The sequence below is a fragment of the Bartonella sp. P12B genome (assembly GCF_055796185.1).
On record NZ_JBTTDI010000001.1, the window covers coordinates 1 to 22,456 of the forward strand.

The following is a 22,456-nucleotide window of genomic DNA, read 5'->3' on the forward strand; positions in this document are numbered from 1 at the left end:
ATTCGTGTTGCGGAGGAATGTTAGAAAATCCTATTCCCTAACCTTTATTCACGTATCCCGCACCTTTAAAAAACATATGGAAAACCAATAAGTCATTTATTGTTAAATATTGAATGGCGGAGAGAGAGGGATTCGAACCCTCGATATGGTTTCCCATATACACGCGTTCCAGGCGTGCGCCTTCAACCACTCGGCCACCTCTCCAGAAGCTTGCACTATACCCAGAAAGAAATAACGTGCAAGCTTAAACTCATACTCAAAATTCAAAAAACAACTTTATTTATCAAAACGAGGCAAGATAATTACTAAATAACAGGTAATTTCTCTACTTTTAAAAAGTAACTTTTTCGTGGATAGGCAACATACCACGAACCTCTATCCATATTTATATCTAATAATCGGCAGGATAAGCAATTACATGAGCCTTTTGGTCAACCAACATTACACCATATTTCACGAGGATAATAAAATTGATGTTAACAAAATTATTTATAATGTGATTTCTCTTTAGCAAATTACAGAATGTAATCATTATCCTTGCCTTAAAGTTTCTACATCATTTTATATCATTGCTAAGAGCGCGGACAGCTCGTGCAGTTTCACACTGTAATGCCTTTCTTGCTAAAATTTTCATATCTGCAAAACTATGAGTTTGCAAACGTGCTTTTACTGAAGAAATATCACTGGAGATCATAGAAAGTTCGTTAATTCCCAAACCAGTTAAAATCATCGCTGCAAAAGGATCTCCAGCCATATCACCACACACACTAACCCAACAATTATGTTTTTCTGCACCCTGGATAGTATAATGAATCATGCGTAAAATTGCTGGATCAAGACTATCAGCTTCAGAGACAAGATAAGGATTTTGGCGATCAACAGCCATTGTATACTGCGTTAAGTCGTTCGTTCCAATCGAGAAAAAATCAACATAAGCACTCAAAATATCTGCCATAATAGCGGCAGCTGGGACCTCTACCATAATCCCAAGCTTTAATTTTGGTGCACTAATATCATTGCGAATTTCTTCCATGATTTTTTTCATAGCAAAAATCTCTGAAACAGACATAACCATCGGAAACAGAATCCATAAATCTCCGCCTTCTTTTGCGGCTCGATACAAAGCACGTAATTGAGGAACCAAAAGATCTCGCCGACGTAATAAAAGCCGCATTCCTCGAACACCTAAAAAAGGATTGTTCTCTTTAGATAAATGTAAATGTGTAACCTGTTTATCTCCACCAATATCCAGCGCACGGATAATCAATGGCTTATCCCCAACCGCTGCAATCATTGCTCTATAAACATTAAATTGTGCTTCTTCACTTGGAATATGTGGACTATCTAAAAATAAAAATTCTGTACGCATAAGGCCAACACCTTCAGCCCCCAAATCTAAGGCAGCAGAAACTTGATTTGTATCATTGACATTAGCCATGATGCGAATCCTTTGGCCATCTGTCGTTTGCACTGGTAATCTAAATACACGTATTTCGCTGTCACGCTTTTGCGTGACAACACTTATCTGCCTTTGCACATCTTCAACATCTTCAGGAACAGGATCAAGGTAAATGAACCCATTATCACCATCAATAATAGCTTGGACATCACATTCAATTGCTAAAACATCAGTCCCCATAGCAACAATCATTGGAATACCAAGAGTACGCGCTAAAATAGCTGTATGAGACAGTGGCCCTCCCCATGCTGTTGCTAATCCTTGCACCTTTGTACAATCAAGCTGAGCTATATCAGAAGGAGATAAATCATCTGTAACAAGAATAATACCACGCGGGATATCATTTAAAAAGAATGATCTATAGGATGGATTGATTTCACCTAGAACACGACGACCAACGTCAATTAAATTTACAGCACGCGCCGCTAATAAAGGATTATCTACCTTAGAAAACATATCTGCAAATTGCCGAACTGCTCTATCCCAAGACCACGCGACACCATGACCTTCTGCAATAAAACGAAAAGCTTGCGCTATCAAATTGTCATCTTCAAGAAAAACCATTTGTGCAGAAAAAATCGCAGCTGAATCTGCCCCCATACGCGCTGTAATCTCAGCAACAACTGATGCCATCTTATGTTTGGTTTTTGTAAGAGCATTTTCAAGACATGCAGTGCCAATTGCAAAATCAATTGGCTGATCCGTTATGGAAATATTATTTTGCTTTAAAACAAAAATCTTACCAAGAGCTAACCCTGAACTTGCTCCAACACCAGAAATACCTCTTTGCCCAGAGCGTGGATACCAACTATGAAAAGCTTTAGAGTGAGATTCTATTTCTCTCATCATACATTTTTCACTTATGCTCACTTTTTTCGCAACAGAAATTGCATCCTTAAGAAGTTGTACACCCTCTGCAGCATCCGTCGAAAAAATCAGAACATCACCGTTTTTTGCTCCTAATTGCAACAAACCAACTAAATTTTTCATTTCAACAGCATACTGACCATGGCGAATTCTGATAGAACTCTGAGCTTTTTTTGCAAAGTCAACCCAAAGAGAAGCTGGTCGCGCATGAAGACCACTTGGATAATCTAAAGTCCATTCTTGGTAAACTGACAGATCACCAATCAAATTCTTCCCCATTTTTATATCCTGACCAAATAGAGTTGTAACAATTTGTTGTTTATCTGTCGTTATTGAAAGAGCTTCAAGCCGTTCCTTATCAAATAAAAGAGGCGTTAATTGTCTGCAAATCTCTCGATATCGATCTGGACAAGCAGCAATGGCAATAACTAAATGTGCCTTCTTTCCCTGCCGCCACTCAACACCAGCAGGAACCTGTATAACAGCAACAGCATCTCTAATAATCAAATGACGACTTTCAACCATTCCATGAGGAATTGCTATACCATTCCCAAGCCACGTATTCGTGATTGCCTCACGTTGGAGTACGCTTGCCAGATAACATTTGTCAACCGCACCAACCTGTACAAGCAATTCAACAGCAGCACGAATCGCATCATTTTTATGATCAAAAGCAGCAGCAAGTTGTACAGACCTTATAGATAAAATTTCACCCTCGTTAAAATCTGTATTCAGTGCTTCTACTTTCTCACATCTCATGATGAATTTAAACTCCCTCATATTTGAGCATGAATATTTCTGATAAATTTTATTTCAAAGCCGTATTTTCCAACATACAAAACATAAATAATACCGCAATTTTCCTTGGTTGTACGGAATATAATTGAACGGTAAATTTCCTCCACCGTGATCCCTCAACCAACTGGCATCACTCGCACTCTTTATTGCACAAAGAAAAACACCCCAATCTTTGCACACCAAATCAATTGAAAAACTATTGTGTTACCCTCTCAAGTTATTCGACATAACCTGTTATTACTCCTCATATAAAAAACAGAATATCCCCAATCTCAGCACCTTTAGCTAATTTTAATTCCCTCAAAATTGAGCAACCTGTTGTTCCTTCTCTCTCACCTTATTAAATGATCAAAAACGAACAAACGTAACCTCTCTCATTAAGATTACATTGTAATAAATATCTCACAGCACAAAATCCTCAAGAGACAACCTTGACTACATTACAGAATTCTCTTTTTCAAATAACCATTCAAACCATAAAACCCTCTTCATTGGATCACTCACCCCAAGATGCATATCCAAAAAATAAACAAATCCCTAAACACAACCCTAATTTCTAAATATTTTAAAAAGCAAAATAATAACGCTGCAAAATGAAAAGTGCTTTTAGCTTAACAAACCTTTGATTTTATACTTATAAGTTTGTTTTCATAATGTTTTATAACAGATAGATAAAAACACTTTTAAAGTCTCTTCTCGCATATCAATCGCTTCTCTCTTATCACGCTTAAATTCCCTTAATAGCATAACTTCACCCTAGAGACTGAAATCCTCCAACATACAGACTTCAAAATAGCTTTGATGAATACTACCACAATCTTTTTATCTGTTCTCTCTCTTCTAAACCGATAGCCTTACTCATCTCATAACTCTTTAAAGAATATTATAACTATCAAAAATAACCACAAACTCATCATCTTTTGCAACATGAGCGGAAAATTTCATCATAACGTTCATGCTTTCAGTATAAATGGAATATAACATCAATTTTTTGGTTATTTAAGAGGAAGATTTTCCTAGATTTCGTTTTTTGATTTCCTGTACATCACAAAATTAGACTATATCATCAACGCAAAAGAGGAAAGATAGCACCTCTATCTTTCCTCTTTAAGAGCCCTAATCTCACAATGGAAATTCAACAAAACAACGGTTTATTGGTAAAGAATACTAAAAATTACTTTTGTGCTTCTACCATGGGAATAACCGAAACATATGAACGGTTATTTGCTTTCCGTTGAAAAGAAACAGTCCCATTTGATAGCGCAAAAAGAGTATGATCTTTTCCAATACCGACATTGTTACCAGCATGCCAACGTGTACCGCGCTGACGAACAATAATATTTCCAGCAATAACGGCTTCACCACCAAATTTTTTAACGCCAAGACGTTTCGATTCTGAATCGCGACCATTACGCGATGAACCACCAGCTTTTTTATGTGCCATGGACGTTCTCCTTTAATCTTTTTTACTCTCTGCTGCTACAGCCGCTTTCTTCTGCGGTGCAGTCTTTTTTTCAGCAGTTTTTTTAGCTGTTTTCTTAACAGAAGCAGCTGCTTCTGTTTCTTTTGTTTGCTCTTTTAATGCAGTGGCTTCCTCTTTAATTGGTTTTGCAACTGTTTTTTTAGGCTTTGAGCCACCCATTAAAATTTCTAATATACGAACTGTTGTCAACTCTTGACGATGACCACGTGTGCGTTTCGAATTTTGACGACGACGCTTTTTAAATGCGATAACCTTACGCCCACGAACTTGCTCTATAATCTCAGCAGTAACCAAAGCATCGGCAATAACAGGCGCACCAATAACCGCATTACCCTCTTGCTCAATCATCAATATATCTTTGAATTCAACAACATCACCCGCATTGCCAATAATTTTTTCAACTTTCACCACTTGGTTAGCAATAACGCGGTATTGCTTACCACCGGTTTTAATGACTGCGAACATTTTTCATCCTTCCGTTCATTCCAGCTCTTATTTAATTTATGCCTCATCAATAAGGGAAAATAGGCTGCTTTTTATCAGTCGTAATCGATTTGAAAAGAAGGATAAACATCCTCCTCAACACAAATATGCGCAGATCTCTCCACGCTTACGTTTTCATATATGACGGAATTTCTATTCTCTGTCAATAAAGTCCTATAAAAAAACAAAAAAGGGTTGTACTAAAAACAATTGAAGGTTATCTACCCGCTATATAGCTTAAAGAATATGAAATTTTATTGCACTTTATATATGGAGAGATGGCTGAGCGGTTGAAAGCACCGCACTCGAAATGCGGCATAGGGGCAACTCTATCGGGGGTTCAAATCCCTCTCTCTCCGCCAAATTATCTTCAAGTAATCTTCATGAGAACAATTTATTCTACACGTTTGGCTTGAATATGTGCCAATAACCCTAATGTTGAGCTATCACGCTTGTTAGCTTTTTTTTCTCCACGCAGTATTGGTAACAATTCATTGGCTAATTCTTTACCAAGCTCCACACCCCATTGATCAAATGAATTAATGTTCATCAAAATACCTTCGACAAAAATACGATGCTCATAAAGTGCAATAAGGCGACCGAGCGCAAAAGGTGTTAGTAAATCCTGAACCACCATAATACTAGGGCGGTTTCCCTTAAAACTTCTATGACGTGCTAAATTATCTGCTTCACATTCATCAATTCCACTTTTTACAAGGATACGCCAAGCATCTTCAACACTGCGTCCTTTCATTAAGGCTTTTGATTGTGCCAAACAATTCGCCACCAACATGTCATGCATATGATGTAAATTGTGTTCATGTCCTTTTACAAATAAAATAAATTCCACGGGAATAACATCTGTTCCTTGGTGCAAAAGCTGAAAAAAAGCATGTTGACCATTTGTCCCTGAATCACCCCAAATAACTGGACCACTTGAAAAAGTTAAGGGTTTTCCAGTCAAAGAAACCTGCTTACCATTCGATTCCATATCAAGTTGTTGCAAATAAGCTGGAAATCGCGCTAAACGCTGTTCATAAGGAATAATAGCACGTGATGAATAACCACAAATGACGCGATGCCAAAACCCTAAAAGAGCAAATCGAATAGGAATATTCTTATGCAAAGGTGCTGCTCTAAAATGTTGGTCCATCTGCTGAGCCCCTTGAAGAAACTGACGAAAATTCTGACCACCTATTGCCAACATAACAACAAGACCAATAGCAGACCAAATCGAATAGCGCCCTCCAACCCAATTCCAAAATCCAAAAACCCTTGAAAAATCTATGCCAAATTCTGCTACTTTATCAAGCGCACTAGAAACAGCAATGAAATGTGTGCGAACAGCTTCCTCCCCTAAATGTGAACAAATCCATTGATGTGCAACTTGAGCATTTGCCATTGTTTCAGCCGTTTTAAAAGTTTTAGAGGCAATAACAAACAGCGTCGTTGCTGGATTCAAAACAGAGAGAATATCGGAAATATGTGCACTGTCAGCATTAGAAACAAAATGGCAATGCGGACCATCATGATAAGGTTTTAAAGCATGCGTGACCATTGCAGGTCCAAGATCAGAACCTCCAATACCAATATTGACAATATCGGTTATCTTCTCACCATTATTTCCCTTATAGCTACCATCACGCACACTTTCAGAAAATCTTTCCATGTTGTTAAGAACAACCTGAATATCCCGAACAATATCATGGCCATCTAACATAAAAACTTCGTCAGCAGACAAACGTAATGCAATATGCAAAACAGAGCGCTTTTCAGTTGTATTAATGGCCTGACCTAAAAACATTGCTTCACGCCTGCCTAATACATCTGCTGCAATTGCTAAATCATCTAAGAGTTGCAATGTTTTAAATGTCACACCACATTTTGAAAAATCAAAAAGAAGATCATCAAGCCTCAAAGAGAAATGGCAAAAACGCTGTTCATCTCCTTCGAAATGTCGACAGATATCATGGACCCCATCCTTGGTAGCATGTCTTCTTAAAGCTTTTAAAATTCCCTCAAAAGCTTTTTCGTTTCGAAGCGGCAAACTCTCTTCCATGAACTTAACTCGTACAATTATTGATAATGAAATCTGTTCAACAAACAGTAATGAAACAGAGAAAATCTCTTTATTACTAACCTATTTTTACTGTTCATATACAAAATAAAAGGGTATGAAAGCGTAAGGGTAAAACCTGAAAACGGCATTTTTAAAACAAAAATAAAAAAACTTCCAAACCTTTCTCTACCAAATACATCATTCAACTTGGCTGAGTTCCTTTATTAAGCGCATAGATTCTTCTGCTTTTGGTCTTACAAAACGTCCCAAAAATAGATAAACAACTGGTGTGACATAAAGCGTAAAAATAGTTGCTAAACCCAAACCACCAACAATAACCCAACCTAAAGCTACACGTGCTTCTGCTCCAGCACCTTTAGCTAAAACCAAAGGAATTCCTCCTAATATAGCACAAATCATCGTCATACAAACTGGGCGAAGACGAATATTCGCCGCTTCTTCAATAGCGTCACGCACGCTTTTTCCTTGATCTCGTAATTGATCTGCAAACTCAACAATAAGAATCCCATTTTTGGCCATAACACCAACTAACAAAATTAAACCAATTTGACTGTAAATATTTAGACTAACTCCACTCAACAGCATAGCAATAACCGCACAACCAATCCCTAATGGTACAGTCGCCATGATGATAAATCCTGAGATAAAACTTTCAAACTGTGCAGCCAAAACTAATAAAATAATCACAAAGGCGATTCCAAAAACAATCATAAAATTGGAAGATGTTTCACCAAGAGTGGCGGCTTCTCCTAAAGGAACAATATAATTCCCCCCTGATAATAAAGGAGCAGCAATTTTCTGTACAGTCTGATAAGCGTTCCCTAAAACGACTCCTGGAGCAAGATTTGCGCTTAAAACAATAGCACTCATGCGCTTCTCTCGTTTTAATTGAGGCGCAATGGCTTTTTCATGCAAGCTTGCAATAACCGATAAAGGAACATATTTATTGCTCTTGGTTTTTAAAAAAATATTTTCCAAATCGTGAGGATTGTTAAGTGGATTGTGACGCGAAGTTAGTTTTACATCATAAGAATGGTCATCGACATAAACGGAACCAATTTTTTTACCATCCAACATTGCTTGCAATGTATTCCCCAAATTGGTGATATCAACCCCTAATTCAGAGGCTTTTTCCCGATTAATTTCAATAAAAAACTGTGGTTGCGTTGCATCAACAGTAAGCCGTGGACGAATGAAATGAGGATCAGCTTGCAAAGCAGTAACAAGTTTATCAGCAATTGGTTGTAATTTTGTATAGTCATTGCCAAGAATTGCAAATTGCAACCCTTGTCCAGTTCCTCTCACACCTAAAGAATTTCCCTGTGCAGCAAACACGAAAACCGCTGGAAACTGCCTAACCTTAGCATTAACATCTTCTACGATCTCTTGTTGAGAGCGCACACGCTTATCCCAAGAGGAAAGCAACAAAATCAAAAAAGCAGTATTCGATGAACCACCGATGCCAGCAATGGAATAACTATTAGCAATCTCTCCAGAGTCACGCAATGGCTGTAAACTCGTTTCAATCTGCTCCACTTGCTCATTCAGATATTGTGTTGAAATCCCCTGTGGTCCATTAATGACCAAAAATATAAGCGCTCTATCTTCTGCTGGCGTCAACTCCTGTTGTAATTTCGTATAGCCTCCAACACAAAGACAGGCAAAAATAAACGAAGCAAAAATAACAGTCCAAGGTCTTTGCAAACATTTATGCAAACTATAAGCATATCCTCTGTTAAAAAAAGAACCTAACTTATGTAAAAAAGTAAGATGACGCGCCGCTTGCTCATCGCTTTCAGCGTATCCTTTGAGAAGACGTGAAGCCAACATAGGGCAAAGTGTTAAGGCAACAATCGAAGAAAGAAGAATAGAAATTGCTAATACAAAACCAAACTCTCTAAAAAGTCCTCCTACTTGCCCAGGAAGAAAAGAAATAGGCACAAACACAGCAACTAACGTTAATGTTGTTGCTAAAACAGCAAAAAATACTTCTCGTGTTCCTAGTACCGCCGCTGCCCTAGGACCTAATCCCATATTACGCCTCCGAACAATATTTTCAAGAACAACAATCGCGTCATCCACCACAAGCCCTGTTGCCAAAACAAGCCCCAAAAATGTGAGAATATTTAAAGAAAATCCGACAAGGTAAATAGCAGCAATTGTACCAATCAAAGCGACAGGAATAGATAATGCGGGGATAAGCGTTACACGAATATCTCTTAGAAAAAGAAAAATCACCAAAATAACACTGAGAACAGCAATGACCAATGCTACCTCAACCTCATGAAGGGCACTTTTAATAAAAAGTGCATCATCACTAATGATGTCCATATGTACAGAAGAAGGAACAACACTTTTGAGATGATTCAAAACCTCTCGAACATCTTGAGAAATATTAAGGGTGTTCGATTGTGCTTTACGCACAATCCCCAGCCCAATTCCTGTCTTCCCATTGACACGAAGAATAACCGTCTCTACATCAGGCGATAAAGTAACATGCGCAACATCACCAAGATGCACATGAGGTTTTAAGACAACCTGTTCAAAAGCTTCTGGTGTTGTTAAACGTGCAGTAGCACGGACAATTAAAGTTTGCTTAGAATTGCGTAATGACCCTACTGGTACATCCGTTGTCATATCAGCAAGAACACGTGAAATATCTGCTACAGTCAATCCATAACTCGCAAGCTTTGCGTGATCGACATCAATTTGAAAAATCTTCGTCCGTGCACTATCAACCTGCACATCACCAACGCCATCAACGGCGGAAAGCGCATCAACAATTTGATCATTTACAACTGCTGTTAAATCATCAATACTCATCGTTGGTGAAGTTACAACTAAATACATCATTGCAGCAGCATTCGAATCTGCTTTAATAATCAAAGGTGTATCAGCATTTCTGGGTAAAGAATACGCAATGCGAGAAAGAGCATCGCGAATGTCAGATGCGGCAACATTCAAATCAACACCAACATTAAAATTAATCTCTACACGGGAACGGCCAAAAGAAGAACTTGAAGAGATTGTTTTAACACCTGACACACGAGAAACAGCATCTTCTATAGGTTTCGTAACTTCACGATCAATTGTTTCCGCTGATGCCCCGGCAAAAGCTGTCACAATTGTTGTTACAGGAGTATCAACATCTGGCAGTTCGCGTACATCAACATTCAACCAAGCAGCAAACCCTGCAATCATGATCATGGCATTTATAACAAAGGTAAAAACAGGTCTGCGAATAAATAAGGCAATGAGACCGCCTTGTTCTCCCTGTGCCATAGGTTGCTTCGTGCTAAATTCCTGACTCATTATACATCCTGCTCATGAGGCACTAATAATTGCTGTTGATGCAGCTTTAAATCATCAAAAGTAATCCTACTTCCTGAATGGAGCATCTGTACTCCTTGAATAACAACTCGATCACCGTTCTTTAAGGGTGCTTCTACAAATATCTGATCTGCTTTATGCTGAATAATTGATACGGGAATCGGCTCTACTTTATCCTCCTTTACACGCCAAACGAATGACCCTTTACTGTTCCACTGAACCGCAAGAGGGTTAACGACAGGGAAAGCGCCATCATGGAATTGAAATGCAACAGAAAAAGACATACCAGAAAGGAGCATATCTTTTTCATTCTTGATTTCAACCTGAACATGAAGTGTGCGGCTTTCTGGATCAATGACATTATCAATCGCATAAATATGACCAACAAAAGTTTTATCCGACTGTGCCGTTAATGTTGCAGTTACTTCATCTCCTTTATGAATATGCGATGTGTACCGTTCAGGTACCCATATATCAACTAAAATACGTTCTCTGTTCTCAATACTACCTATTATAGTGTTAGGAGTAACAGCATGACCTACATTAACCGGCAAAATACCAACAACTCCGTTTATTGGTGCACGAATTGTTCGCCGATCAAGTGCTAAAGTAGCATCACGCAAAACCAAATTTGCATTATCCAACTCCAAACGTGCCGTAATTTCCTGAACTTCTGTTGCTGTATTGCTGGAACGCAATTTAAGAATACGCGAAAGCGTTAATGCACTATTATCACGTTGAACTTTTGCTTTTTCAGCCGTTATTTCCTCCTTTTGAGAATCAAGTTTTGCAATTGCATCACCCACTTTTACTTTTGTGCCCGCTGATACAAAAAGCTTATCAACAACACCTGATGACCAAGGAGTTAACTCTACCGCAGAAAATGCTTTTCCACTTCCAAGTGCATTCAACTGTTCATAAAAATCTTGAACTTTTACAAAATCAACAACAACATTCGTTGGCGGACTTCCCTTCGATGCCTTTAAACTTTTATTCGATGCATTTGTTGTTTTATCCACTATAGAAATGGGTTGCTTTGAACTCTGCTTTCCAGCCCAATAAGTAACCATCAAAACGACAATGAAAAACATAAGTGGAAAAATCTTTTTTGATAACTCCATACATCTACCTTTGCTCTGTCACTATAATACGCAATAATCTGAAAATTTGTTTGAAACAGTTTTCAACAGTCACATCCGAGTTTCGAAAAAATCAAATTGCAGGTAGTATCTCTTGCTCCCCACCGCGAAAAACATATCTCATCCTTACTCTAAATATCTTGCGTAGTTTAAAGCGTCAAGTTAACTATCGTTCATATTGAATTATACTGTTCACAGTAAAAAGCGCCATGCACAAACCAACTGAAACCAGCAATAAACTGTAGACTTTTTTTAAGTGTATAATAAAGAGTAAAAGACAAAATTTCTATTTTCACCAAGTTTCACTTGCAATTCCTTAAGGAAAAGATTAGGAAACCCCTTATCTTAATGATATGGAAATTTGAAAATATGCACCCGTAGCTCAGCTGGATAGAGCACCAGACTACGAATCTGGGGGTCAGGAGTTCGAATCTCTTCGGGTGCGCCATATATCAGTAAAGTAAATAGGTTATATAAAAGTTCGGAGATTTTGAATCATTTGATTCTTTTAACTTATTTTTTTATCTATAATGGACTTTTTGTGGTTTTTTGATTCCTTATTTCCAATATAATTTTCTTGGAGTGTTCTGGTAATTGTTTAACGATTTAGGTGTTTTTAATAATTCTAATAAGAATTTTTGAACGGCATGTAGGAAATATTATCTCGTTTTTTGTTTAATGATAATAACTGCGTGTTAACAGGTGTTTCTACCTTTTCTAAATTGTCAGTAGTCCTTGAGCAAAATAGTATAGAGAAATCTATATTATAATAAATATTGAATGAATTAATAATTATATCAATTAATGTAGAAAATAAAATTGCTTTAATGAAACACATATGTTCCATAATATTAGCGATCTCTTTTTCGTTTATTTGAACGAAGTGACCAGTGCATGGAAAACCTTGATGACTGTTCTTAAGAAAAGGGAGATGAGTTTCAGTATGCTTTTCATTTGAAGGGAAGCACGCGAGATCAGCATATATAATATATTCAAGGACTGAATTAACAGCTTGGTTATTGTATAAAGTGGAAATTTTTCTATTACTTTATTAACAAACCAACCATCTAAAAAACTATGATGAAAATGTAGTTTTAGCTAATTTTCCTTCTAACTCTTCATCAATACAAGCAACAAACAGTAAATTTTCAGTCATATCAAAAAAATTTTCATTTGTTCAAATTGGATCTATAATCGATGCTTTTTTGAAACAATTCTATTTGCAATAACTGATTTTAGCTTTTCTATATCCGTATTAAAGGGGATTGGCCAAAATTCCTTAATTGTATAGATTGGTTGACTATATTTGAGTTCTGCTGAAAATAATAAATTTTCTTGTCAATTAGAAAAAAAGAGTTCATAGTTAAACCACTATGTGTTTATTGGAATAAACTTTGAATTCACCAAAGTTTATAAAACCCAATTTCTTATAAATGCCAATTCCCTCGTGAGAGGCTTGCATACCAATAACATGACATTTCTTTCTTTTTAAATGCTCAATAGCAACTTTTGTCATTAATGTTCTAACACCTCTTTTCTGAAAATCTGGATTGGTGACAATATCATACACCCCACCAACTCCATCCGCTTTAATACAAAAACATATTGCCACAGGATTATTATTTATATAACCAACGAACATATCTACATTAGGATCTTTTTTATAACAGCCACCTATTGTTTCATAAAATATTATCGCCTCCTCATCAAAAGACTCAAATACTGATGCCATAACATTTCCATAATCTATAAAATCTTGAAGTGATTCAACTTCCTTAATTTTGAAATTATCCAGCATAAAAGTAACATGGGAGTCTATATCTTGTGCTAAAGCCGCCATTCCTACCTCTGTTTCGACATGCTCTAAGCCTATAGATAAGAGAACTTTATCGACGTTATAATGAGACGAATGAGGTCCAACCCACCAAGCTAAAGGTAATTTCTGTACATTAAAGGAATCAATTATGGACTTTGCTTGGTCTACAGGTATAGTTTCTTGTAAATTTTTAGCAGATATAATATTGAATGTGTCTGAAGCAAATGTCGAATTAACAGAAGACACCCCATTTGAAAAATCAACAACCTTCATTTTGGAACACAGTTTTGGTAAAAAACACACCTTTGAAAAAAATTATTCTCTAACGATAAGTCAATTTTTGATTTATTTAACATTTATTTTTCCTTGTCATTGCTCATCATTTTAAATTGATCTTTTAATACTGAGCCTGTAAAAAATTTATCAGTTCAAAAATAATACAAATTTTTTTTAAATAAGCCTCTATAATTTGCAAGGCTGCAAAAAATCCGCCGCCAATACTAAAAAATTATCCTCTGGGACTTTATTGTTTCTCCCCAATCTCTTGAACCTTATTAAAAATCCTTAACCATTAAAAAATATCAATAAATCAATTTATTATGAAGTAACCTACGACCAGAAATTCTTCTGATATACCATTTTATATGCTTTGTAGCGTTGCTAGATGGCACCATGCCTGCTTTTCCTGATTACAAATCAGAACTTTCTTCCAAGATATTTTGAGATGCATCTGGTATCTTAGGCGTGCTCATTCCTTTAAAAGATCAATCTTTGAAGATCTTTTTCACCTCTTTAAAATGCAAAAAATATTTCATTCTCTTTTAAAAAATCTTTTCCTATAAAATTGCTAGAACTCTAACATTCTTTCTTAGCAAAATATAAAAAATATCAATAAAATAAACTGCTTATAGAATCAAAAAGTTCAGTGTAACACTCCCTCTTGCACAGTCTGTCAACTTTTATAATGCCCTATCTTCTCTCTATATGCTATAAGCTTTTTCATCCGCTTATAATACAAACCTTGATGTCAAAAAACTAAGTAAAGAATTTTCCCATGCTCAAAACAGATATTGAAATTGCTCGCACTGCCCAGAAACAACACATTACAGAAATTGCACAAAAAATTGGTATCACACATGAAAATCTCATTCCTTATGGACATGACAAAGCTAAAATTTCTTCTACATATATAAAATCGCTCAATAAAAATCCGGATGGTAAACTTATTCTCGTCACGGCTATCAATCCAACACCTGCTGGAGAAGGAAAAACAACAACAACCGTTGGACTTAATGATGCCCTCAATCTCATTGGAAAAAAAACAATAGCTGCCTTAAGAGAACCGTCTTTAGGCCCCTGCTTTGGTATAAAAGGTGGTGCTGCTGGAGGTGGTTATGCTCAAGTTGTACCGATGGATGACTTGAATTTACATTTTACGGGCGATTTTCACGCCATTACAGCTGCCCATAATCTTCTTGCTGCAATAATCGATAATCATATCTACTGGGGAAATACTCTGAATATTGATCCACGTCGCATTGTTTGGAAGCGCATTCTCGATATGAATGATCGTGCGTTACGCGATATTGTTATTTCATTAGGTGGAATAACCAATGGTTTTCCACGCCAAACAGGTTTTGATATTACTGTTGCATCAGAAATTATGGCTATTTTTTGTCTTGCTAAAAATTTGGAGGATCTTTCGCAAAGACTTAAAAAAATTATTGTTGCCTATCGTTATGATAAAACACCTGTAACAGCTGCTGATCTCAATGCGGTAGGTGCAATGACAGTTCTTTTAAAAGATGCCATGCAACCTAATCTTGTACAAACAATTGAAAATAACCCAGTTTTTGTTCACGGAGGGCCTTTTGCCAACATTGCTCATGGTTGCAATTCAGTTATAGCAACAAAAACTGCTTTAAAACTCGCAGATTATGTTGTCACAGAAGCAGGATTTGGAGCCGATCTTGGAGCAGAAAAATTCTTCAATATTAAATGTCGACAAGCAGATATTATACCGGATGCTACAGTAATTGTCGCAACAATTCGCGCATTAAAAATGAATGGTGGTGTGGATAAAAATAATCTGTCAGAAGAAAATGTCCCTGCTTTACAAAAGGGAGCAGCTAATCTTTTACGACATATCAAAAACATGGAACACTACGGTATTCCTTGTATTGTTGCCCTTAATCATTTTGACACCGATAGTGATGCTGAAATAAGGACGTTACAAAAAATAGTTGCGACAACCGGACACAAAGCTATTGTCTGCACACATTGGAAACAAGGGGGAAGGGGCGCAATAGAACTTGCACGAGAACTTATTACCTTGATTGAAGAAAAAAATTCCCATTTCAAAGTTCTGTATCAAAATGACCTCCCACTCGTTCAGAAAATTAATTGCATCATAACAAACCTCTATGGTGGACGTGGAGCCATCATCCCAGCTCCTCTTCTCAAACAATTAGAATCTTGGGAAAAAGAAGGTTATGGCACTTACCCTATTTGTATGGCAAAAACACCCTATTCCTTTTCTTCTGATCCCACTCAGTACGGTGCTCCTGTTGATTTTGAAATTCCTGTACGTGAAGTTCGCCTCTCGGCAGGGGCTGGCTTTATTGTCGTTATTTGCGGAGATGTCATGACCATGCCAGGCTTACCACATTATCCTGCCGCTGAAAAAATTCATCTTGACAAGAATGATCAGATACAGGGACTTTCATAAGCCTCTCTTCGTAAACTTAATCATGCGTTATGAAAAGCACTTTATAGCGAAAAGAATAGAATTATAAAAAGCGATCTAGACAAGTGCTTTATTTATATGATATATGTCCCTTAGCGTATGTCCTTTTAAATGCAACTTAAAAAGGGCGGGGCTTTTTGCCTATTATTTATGACACTGAAACAAAGCAGGATAGATCGTGCAAGTACTCGTTCGTGATAACAATGTTGATCAAGCGCTGCGTGCGCTGAAGAAGAAGATGCAACGTGAAGGCATTTTCCGAGAAATGAAGATGCGTGGATATTATGAAAAACCATCTGAAAAACGTGCTCGTGAAAAAGCTGAAGCTATTCGTCGTACACGTAAACTTGCCCGTAAACGTGCACAAAGAGAAGGCCTTGTTACTAATGGCCGGACTGCTGCAATAAAATAATATATTCTTTAAAGTGTTCTTAGAGTTGCGACTACGATGGTGTAAGTGCAATATTAAGGGGCATCTTTGTGATGCTTTTCTCTCTGTTTTTTGTTCTAATGGTTTTCTGAACAGAAGTTGACTCAAAGAGAGTATTTTGTAGTATCTTTGCCCTCTTTTTAACTCTTATCTTTTTAAGTGATAGGAATGCAAATTATCACTTAGAATTTTTAAAGATATCCGTTGTTATACGAAAATTTATCGGATGCGTTTTTTTGTTATCGCTCAATGTAATTTTTCTTGACACACAAATCTTGTAAGATTTTTTTATTGATATCAAACATTCCGCATCTTTTACATCTCTTGAATCCATTAAGCTGCTAACTGTAAATTACTATCACAGTACCATGATTGCATGATAAATGATATAATATAAAATAAGTGATTTCTCTCCTTCACTTAATTTAATGAAGCGGTGGAATTTGTAGCTTTTATTTTAACAATAACATTTTGATTTATAATGATAACTCACAACTTGAGTTTGTCCCCCCCTCGAATATTGAAGATTTCCTCATTTCAAATCTGTTTTTGTTGAATCAAAAAAATCATTCCTTTCCAGAAGTATAAGAGGATTTGCGTGTGGATAAAACTATGAAGAGAGGAATAAAAATATCTCTGATAAACCATCTAAATGCAAGACTTGTCACACCACTGGGAGCTAGAAAATATCATGATAGTTCCAGCTTGTTATGTCCTTCCCCTTCTCAAAGGACAAAGGCTCCTGACCTCTACCAGCCTGATTAAAAGATTAGTTTTTTTCAAAAATAACTTTTTCTGCTGATTACTTCTGTAATTCATTTTATAGATTACACAAGCGAATTCTGCATTAAATCTTCCGTCAAATTTTACACCTCTATACTTGATTTGATACAAAAAAAGCTGAAATGAGACATAAACGATCATTGTATTTTTAATATGCCCACATGTGCATCACATCACCGTACTGCAAAACAATGTCGTCCGCTTCTACCAAGAATGATCTGAAATTGATATAGGCGTACATAGTCTTATCTGTCTTAATCTATCGGTTTAGCATATTACAGCATTCCCAATTAATCAGATCATAACGCTACCCAAACCTATACAAAGCTTGCAAAAAACATTGAGATTGAGAAGCACTCTTTTTACGATCTACAAAATTTAAACTCGCTTATTATATCTTGGCTTGCTCTCAATAAGCATGTTTTTTCACTTAAATGCCTCATGAAATGTATGTTGCAACCTATTCCAAAACTGCTTTTTAAAATCCTATGTCTCTTTTTTATTAACCTATCATTAAGCAGTTTTTTGATCATATCATAATATGTAATGTGTATATGGCTGCCGTTTAAAAAATAAACCCTGTAGATAGCTACACATTTTAATCCTTTCTGTTATACAAAAAGTGACGTAATTTACAACACATTCAATCGTTGTAAGATTTATCTCAAGCATACGACCGCATGAGGATCGAATATCGATTTACTAATCCCCTACAAATAACAAAATAGACATTAAGAAAAGCAAGCTTTTGTGTTATTTATTGCATTTTTCGTAAAAATTTTCTCATTGTTTAGATCTCTTTAACTAGAGGTATGCCATAGCTTTAATTTATTTTTCAATTCTATTTTCCAGATCTTAGATTGCAATATAGAGAAGAGATAAAAGGTTTCAGTGTGCAAAGTCCTCGTTGGTTTCGCTTTTTAACACTCGCATTAAGCATCCTAATGGTAGAAGTCTTTGGATTTAATTCTCCTCGCTTTTTGCACGCCCAAACAATCAATCAAAATTTAGGGCAAAATTTAGGTCCAAGTGGTTTACCGCTTCCGCGGTTTGCTTCCATTAAACCGACCCGTGTTAATGTACGCATCGGACCGGGAAGCAATTACTCTATCATCTTTACCTATAGAAAACAGGGGTTGCCGATTGAAATCATCCAAGAATATGATCAATGGCGTAAAATTCGTGATGCCGAAGGTGACGAGGGTTGGATATACCAATCACTTTTATCAGGAAAACGAACCGCTATAACTGTCCCATGGCAAAAAGATAAAACTAAAAGACTGATGCTCCGCAAAAAACCAACAGATGACGCAGAACTTGTGGCAGAAGTAGAACCTAATGTTATCGCTAACATTCGCCAATGCGATGGACATTGGTGTGAACTAAGTATTAATAACATCCGCGGATGGCTTCCTCAACCCCAATTATGGGGAATCTACCCTGATGAAAAAATTAAAGGTTAGTGAATTTCCAAACAAAACACATTGAAATTTTACGGCTTGCTGAATTTTTCCTGTTCTATACTCAATCAGGTTAATTTTTCGGCTTTAACCGAACTATCAAATCAACATGTGAAATTTCCATACCTTCTGGTGGTTGAGGCAAATTTGCAATGATTGGAGTTTCCTCCAAGTTGCAAGGAATATCGAGAATACGATTTTCGCCTTCTATATAAAAATGATAATGATCAGATGTATTGGTATCAAACCAAGTTTTCGAACCCTCTACTGCAATAATCCGTAATAACCCTGCCTCTGTAAATTGATGAAGCGTATTATAAACAGTGGCTAAAGATACAGGTACACCCAATGCTATTGCTTCTTCATAGAGCTCTTCAGCAGCAATATGACGATTCCCTTGAGAAAAAATCATATTAGCAAGTTGTAACCGCTGGCGTGTTGGCCGTAAACCATTTTGACGCAAACACTTTTCCAACATAGGCATAGAACAATAACGCACAACCTTCTCACAATCTTTTGCAGGCTGTTGCTTTTCATTCAAACTTAAATTATCTGCGCTCACTGTCATTTTAAAACCACACTGTATTTTTATTCGAAGGAGGTTAAAATACAAGAAATAGAAACAATATGGTATAATTTTTTACCCATTTTTAAATAACACCCGCGCAGGATACATAAAAAAGGGCTTTTGTCATTAAAAATGATATAAAATCATTTCCCTCTCCTTAAAATTTGCTCTAAAAGTAGGTTGAGAAAAGCGCAGAAGTAAAAATATATGCAAATAAATGGAGTAACAATGACTGAACAAAAGTCTCGCTACACTTATGAAGAGCTTCTAAGCTGCGCTCGCGGCGAAATGTTTGGTAAGGGTAATGCACAGTTACCTGCACCGCCTATGTTAATGATTCATCGAATCACTCAAATTAGTGAAACTGGAGGTGAATACAATAAGGGGATGGTTCGTGCCGAATTTGACATTACTTCAGACCTATGGTTCTTTAACTGTCACTTTATAGGTGACCCAGTTATGCCAGGATGTCTTGGTTTAGATGGTTTGTGGCAATTAACAGGTTTTTTTCTCGGTTGGTTAGGGGAACCAGGGAAGGGAAGAGCTATCTCAACAGGGGAAGTAAAATTATCAGGCATGGTAACTCCTCAAACAAAACTCCTTGAATATGGGATAGATTTTAAACGTATCCGGCGTGGAAATTTAGTCCTAGGAATAGCAGACGGATGGGTGAAAGCAGATGGAGAAGCCATCTATAAAGCGAGTGATTTACGGGTTGCTTTATTTAAAGAAGACTGAAATTATTTCCATGAGAAGAGACATAAACAAGGAGGTATGAATGCGTCGCGTTGTTGTAACCGGAATGGGAATTGTCTCCGCAATTGGAAATAACCCTAAAGCTGTTTTAACCAGTTTGTATGAGGCAAAATCTGGGATTTCTTATGCACCCCAATATGCCGAATTAGGCTTCCGTAGCAGAGTTTATGGCAAACCTGATATTGATATAGAGGAATTGGTTGATCGGCGTGCTTTGCGCTTTCACGGACGTGGTACTGCTTGGAATCACATTGCCATGGATCAAGCAATCGTTGATTCGGGTTTAGAGCTTCATGAAATATCCAATGAGCGCACTGGTATCATTATGGGTTCTGGAGGACCTTCGACTCAATCAATCGTTGCAGCCGCTGATATTACACGCCAAAAAGGCCCGAAGCGCGTTGGTCCTTTTGTTGTACCTAAAGCAATGAGTTCTACCGCATCAGCGACGCTTGCAACTTTTTTTAAAATCAAAGGCGTGAACTATTCAATCTCTTCGGCGTGTGCCACCTCTAACCATTGTATTGGCAATGCTTACGAATTGATACAATATGGCAAGCAAGATCGTATCTTTGCTGGAGGCTGCGAAGATCTAGACTGGACGTTATCTGTTTTATTTGATGCTATGGGTGCCATGTCGAGTAAATATAATGACACACCCCAAAAAGCTTCACGTGCCTATGATATCAATCGTGATGGATTTGTTATTGCTGGTGGAGCGGGTGTTTTGATTCTTGAGGAGCTAGAACTTGCTAAAGCACGCGGTGCAAAAATCTATGGAGAGATTGTGGGATATGGTGCAACATCCGATGGACACGACATGGTTTCTCCATCTGGTGAAGGAGCAGAACGATGCATGCGCATGGCACTTGAAACGGTAAAGAATAAAATTGATTATATAAACCCCCATGCAACAGCAACACCCGTTGGTGACCCTCCTGAAATAGAAGCGATCCGTCGTATTTTCGGGGAAGGTGATCAATGTCCACCAATTTCCGCTACAAAATCTCTGACTGGTCATTCTTTGGGGGCGGCAGGTGTTCAAGAAGCAATCTATACACTGTTAATGATGAATCATAATTTTATTTGCGAGAGTGCCCATATTGAAGAGCTTGATCCAGCTTTTAGCAATATGCCTATTGTTCGTGAACGTCGTGATCACCAACAACTTAATACTGTATTATCAAATACTTTTGGCTTTGGTGGTACCAATGCAACGCTCGTTTTCCAACGCTATGTGTAAAACAAAAGTTTTTAGCGGATCGAAAAAAAGCATAGTCTTATGGAGAATAATATGAAAGGTTTGATGGAGGGCAAACGTGGCCTTATTATGGGGGTTGCAAATGACCATTCAATTGCTTGGGGGATTGCCTGTCAACTAGCACAAGAAGGAGCTGAATTAGCTTTTACCTATCAAGGAAATGCTTTCGGAAAGCGGGTTCAACCACTAGCAGAAAAACTCGGTTGCAAATTGTTGCTTGAATGCGATGTAGAAAAAATTGAAAATGTTGATTATGTCTTTGAATATCTTGAAAAAGAATGGGGAACTATCGATTTCATTGTTCATGCCATTGGTTTTTCAGATAAAAATCAACTAAAAGGGCGTTACGTTGATGTAACAACACGCGAAAATTTTAAACGCACAATGGTTATTTCAGCCTATTCCTTTACTGAAATTGCCCAACGTGCTGGTAAACTTATGCCCAATGGAGGCGCGCTTTTAACGCTCACTTATGGAGCGTCACAGCAAGTTGTTCCTAATTACAATATTATGGGTGTTGCTAAAGCTGCTTTAGAAGCTATGGTACGCTATTTAGCAGCAGATTTTGGCCCTCAAAATATTCGCGTGAATGCAATTTCTGCTGGACCTGTTAGGACATTAGCAGGAAACGGTATTGCATCTGCGCGTGCAATCTTCTCATATCAACGCCGTAATGCGCCACTACGGCGTACCGTAAACATCCATGAAATTGGAAAATCTGCTCTTTATCTGCTTTCTGATTTATCGTCAGGCGTTACTGGTGAAATTCATTATGTTGATTCAGGCTATAACATTATGTCTATGCCAACACTTGAAGAACTAAAACAAAGTGAAGAATCTCAAGGAGAATAACTATCCATAATACTGTTGAAAAATGTAAAAAGTAATCATCGTAACGTTTTAAAAGTGTATTGCGTGCTTTTTCGAACGTAAATGCTATAGATAATTAAAAAATATCTCTTCTCTTTAGAAGATATGACTTAGAAAACAGCTCAAA

The 22,456-nt window shown here is 37.2% G+C and carries 14 protein-coding genes and 3 tRNA genes; 8 read left to right on the forward strand and 9 right to left on the reverse strand.

Features of this window, described 5'->3' with window-relative positions; genetic code table 11:
* Window positions 1–114 precede the first annotated feature (114 nt).
* From AC0QT1_RS00005 to rplU, 4 genes are all read right to left on the reverse strand, one after another.
* Window positions 115–204: transfer RNA gene (locus tag AC0QT1_RS00005), tRNA-Ser, on the reverse strand.
* Window positions 205–556: 352 nt separating this feature from the next.
* Window positions 557–3,085: a phosphoenolpyruvate--protein phosphotransferase gene (gene ptsP, locus AC0QT1_RS00010; RefSeq protein ID WP_473201372.1), complete on the reverse strand. Its 2,529-nt coding sequence runs from the start codon at window positions 3,083–3,085 to the stop codon at window positions 557–559.
* Between the two features lie 1,213 nt (window positions 3,086–4,298).
* Window positions 4,299–4,568 (reverse strand): 50S ribosomal protein L27, encoded by a 270-nt coding sequence (gene rpmA, locus AC0QT1_RS00015; RefSeq protein ID WP_473199996.1) that lies wholly within the window; start codon window positions 4,566–4,568, stop codon window positions 4,299–4,301.
* Window positions 4,569–4,580: 12 nt separating this feature from the next.
* Window positions 4,581–5,072 carry a 50S ribosomal protein L21 gene (gene rplU / locus AC0QT1_RS00020; protein WP_473201373.1) on the reverse strand — a complete coding sequence of 164 codons (492 nt, stop codon included), beginning with the start codon at window positions 5,070–5,072 and terminating at the stop codon, window positions 4,581–4,583.
* Window positions 5,073–5,362: 290 nt separating this feature from the next.
* Here rplU and AC0QT1_RS00025 point away from each other — a divergent pair.
* A tRNA-Ser gene (locus tag AC0QT1_RS00025) sits at window positions 5,363–5,452 on the forward strand.
* A 32-nt stretch (window positions 5,453–5,484) separates the two neighbouring features.
* Here AC0QT1_RS00025 and pgi read toward each other — a convergent pair.
* The 3 genes from pgi to AC0QT1_RS00040 all read right to left on the reverse strand — a co-directional run bounded on the left by pgi (window position 5,485) and on the right by AC0QT1_RS00040 (window position 11,621).
* A complete protein-coding gene (gene pgi, locus AC0QT1_RS00030) occupies window positions 5,485–7,149 on the reverse strand; it encodes a glucose-6-phosphate isomerase (protein WP_473199994.1) in 1,665 nt (554 codons plus the stop codon).
* A gap of 198 nt (window positions 7,150–7,347) precedes the next feature.
* Window positions 7,348–10,482 (reverse strand): efflux RND transporter permease subunit, encoded by a 3,135-nt coding sequence (locus AC0QT1_RS00035; protein ID WP_473201374.1) that lies wholly within the window; start codon window positions 10,480–10,482, stop codon window positions 7,348–7,350.
* The gene (locus AC0QT1_RS00040) at window positions 10,482–11,621 is read right to left on the reverse strand and encodes an efflux RND transporter periplasmic adaptor subunit (protein ID WP_473199992.1); all 1,140 of its coding nucleotides are present in this window, start codon (window positions 11,619–11,621) and stop codon (window positions 10,482–10,484) included. Before AC0QT1_RS00040 ends, AC0QT1_RS00035 begins: the two co-directional genes overlap by 1 nt.
* A gap of 389 nt (window positions 11,622–12,010) precedes the next feature.
* Between AC0QT1_RS00040 and AC0QT1_RS00045 the strand changes: the two genes are divergently transcribed.
* A tRNA-Arg gene (locus AC0QT1_RS00045) sits at window positions 12,011–12,087 on the forward strand.
* Between the two features lie 915 nt (window positions 12,088–13,002).
* Here the strand turns inward: AC0QT1_RS00045 and AC0QT1_RS00050 are convergent.
* Complete coding sequence (locus tag AC0QT1_RS00050; protein ID WP_473201375.1) at window positions 13,003–13,728, reverse strand: GNAT family N-acetyltransferase; 726 nt, start codon at window positions 13,726–13,728, stop codon at window positions 13,003–13,005.
* A 781-nt stretch (window positions 13,729–14,509) separates the two neighbouring features.
* On the opposite strand from AC0QT1_RS00050, the gene AC0QT1_RS00055 reads away from it, so the two are divergent.
* The 3 genes from AC0QT1_RS00055 (at window position 14,510) to AC0QT1_RS00065 (ending at window position 18,877) form a co-directional block, all read left to right on the forward strand.
* Entirely contained in the window at window positions 14,510–16,183 is a 1,674-nt protein-coding gene (locus AC0QT1_RS00055; protein ID WP_473201376.1) for a formate--tetrahydrofolate ligase, read from the forward strand.
* A 196-nt stretch (window positions 16,184–16,379) separates the two neighbouring features.
* Window positions 16,380–16,613: a 30S ribosomal protein S21 gene (gene rpsU, locus AC0QT1_RS00060; RefSeq protein ID WP_473199989.1), complete on the forward strand. Its 234-nt coding sequence runs from the start codon at window positions 16,380–16,382 to the stop codon at window positions 16,611–16,613.
* A 1,694-nt stretch (window positions 16,614–18,307) separates the two neighbouring features.
* Window positions 18,308–18,877 carry an SH3 domain-containing protein gene (locus AC0QT1_RS00065; RefSeq protein ID WP_473201377.1) on the forward strand — a complete coding sequence of 190 codons (570 nt, stop codon included), beginning with the start codon at window positions 18,308–18,310 and terminating at the stop codon, window positions 18,875–18,877.
* A gap of 70 nt (window positions 18,878–18,947) precedes the next feature.
* Here the strand turns inward: AC0QT1_RS00065 and irrA are convergent, their stop codons facing one another.
* Entirely contained in the window at window positions 18,948–19,442 is a 495-nt protein-coding gene (gene irrA / locus AC0QT1_RS00070) for an iron response transcriptional regulator IrrA (RefSeq protein WP_473199987.1), read from the reverse strand.
* A gap of 228 nt (window positions 19,443–19,670) precedes the next feature.
* Here irrA and fabA point away from each other — a divergent pair, with 228 nt between their 5' ends.
* Genes fabA through fabI form a run of 3 tightly spaced genes read left to right on the forward strand, consistent with a single transcriptional unit; the run spans window position 19,671 to window position 22,311 of the window.
* The gene (gene fabA / locus AC0QT1_RS00075; protein ID WP_473199986.1) at window positions 19,671–20,180 is read left to right on the forward strand and encodes a 3-hydroxyacyl-[acyl-carrier-protein] dehydratase FabA; all 510 of its coding nucleotides are present in this window, start codon (window positions 19,671–19,673) and stop codon (window positions 20,178–20,180) included.
* A gap of 40 nt (window positions 20,181–20,220) precedes the next feature.
* Window positions 20,221–21,441, forward strand: coding sequence for a beta-ketoacyl-ACP synthase I (gene fabB, locus AC0QT1_RS00080; protein WP_473199985.1), 1,221 nt, complete (start codon window positions 20,221–20,223; stop codon window positions 21,439–21,441).
* A 51-nt stretch (window positions 21,442–21,492) separates the two neighbouring features.
* Window positions 21,493–22,311, forward strand: a complete 819-nt coding sequence (fabI, locus tag AC0QT1_RS00085; RefSeq protein ID WP_473199984.1) for an enoyl-ACP reductase FabI — start codon at window positions 21,493–21,495, stop codon at window positions 22,309–22,311.
* Window positions 22,312–22,456: the final 145 nt, after the last annotated feature.

What these genes read in the sequence shown, in the direction of transcription:
- ptsP (WP_473201372.1), bottom strand. Translation starts at nt 3,085, where the DNA reads ATGAGATGTGAGAAAGTAGAAGCACTGAATACAGATTTTAACGAGGGT.
- rpmA (WP_473199996.1), bottom strand. Translation starts at nt 4,568, where the DNA reads ATGGCACATAAAAAAGCTGGTGGTTCATCGCGTAATGGTCGCGATTCA.
- rplU (WP_473201373.1), bottom strand. Translation starts at nt 5,072, where the DNA reads ATGTTCGCAGTCATTAAAACCGGTGGTAAGCAATACCGCGTTATTGCT.
- pgi (WP_473199994.1), bottom strand. Translation starts at nt 7,149, where the DNA reads ATGGAAGAGAGTTTGCCGCTTCGAAACGAAAAAGCTTTTGAGGGAATT.
- AC0QT1_RS00035 (WP_473201374.1), bottom strand. Translation starts at nt 10,482, where the DNA reads ATGAGTCAGGAATTTAGCACGAAGCAACCTATGGCACAGGGAGAACAA.
- AC0QT1_RS00040 (WP_473199992.1), bottom strand. Translation starts at nt 11,621, where the DNA reads ATGGAGTTATCAAAAAAGATTTTTCCACTTATGTTTTTCATTGTCGTT.
- AC0QT1_RS00050 (WP_473201375.1), bottom strand. Translation starts at nt 13,728, where the DNA reads ATGAAGGTTGTTGATTTTTCAAATGGGGTGTCTTCTGTTAATTCGACA.
- AC0QT1_RS00055 (WP_473201376.1), top strand. Translation starts at nt 14,510, where the DNA reads ATGCTCAAAACAGATATTGAAATTGCTCGCACTGCCCAGAAACAACAC.
- irrA (WP_473199987.1), bottom strand. Translation starts at nt 19,442, where the DNA reads ATGACAGTGAGCGCAGATAATTTAAGTTTGAATGAAAAGCAACAGCCT.
- fabA (WP_473199986.1), top strand. Translation starts at nt 19,671, where the DNA reads ATGACTGAACAAAAGTCTCGCTACACTTATGAAGAGCTTCTAAGCTGC.
- fabB (WP_473199985.1), top strand. Translation starts at nt 20,221, where the DNA reads ATGCGTCGCGTTGTTGTAACCGGAATGGGAATTGTCTCCGCAATTGGA.
- fabI (WP_473199984.1), top strand. Translation starts at nt 21,493, where the DNA reads ATGAAAGGTTTGATGGAGGGCAAACGTGGCCTTATTATGGGGGTTGCA.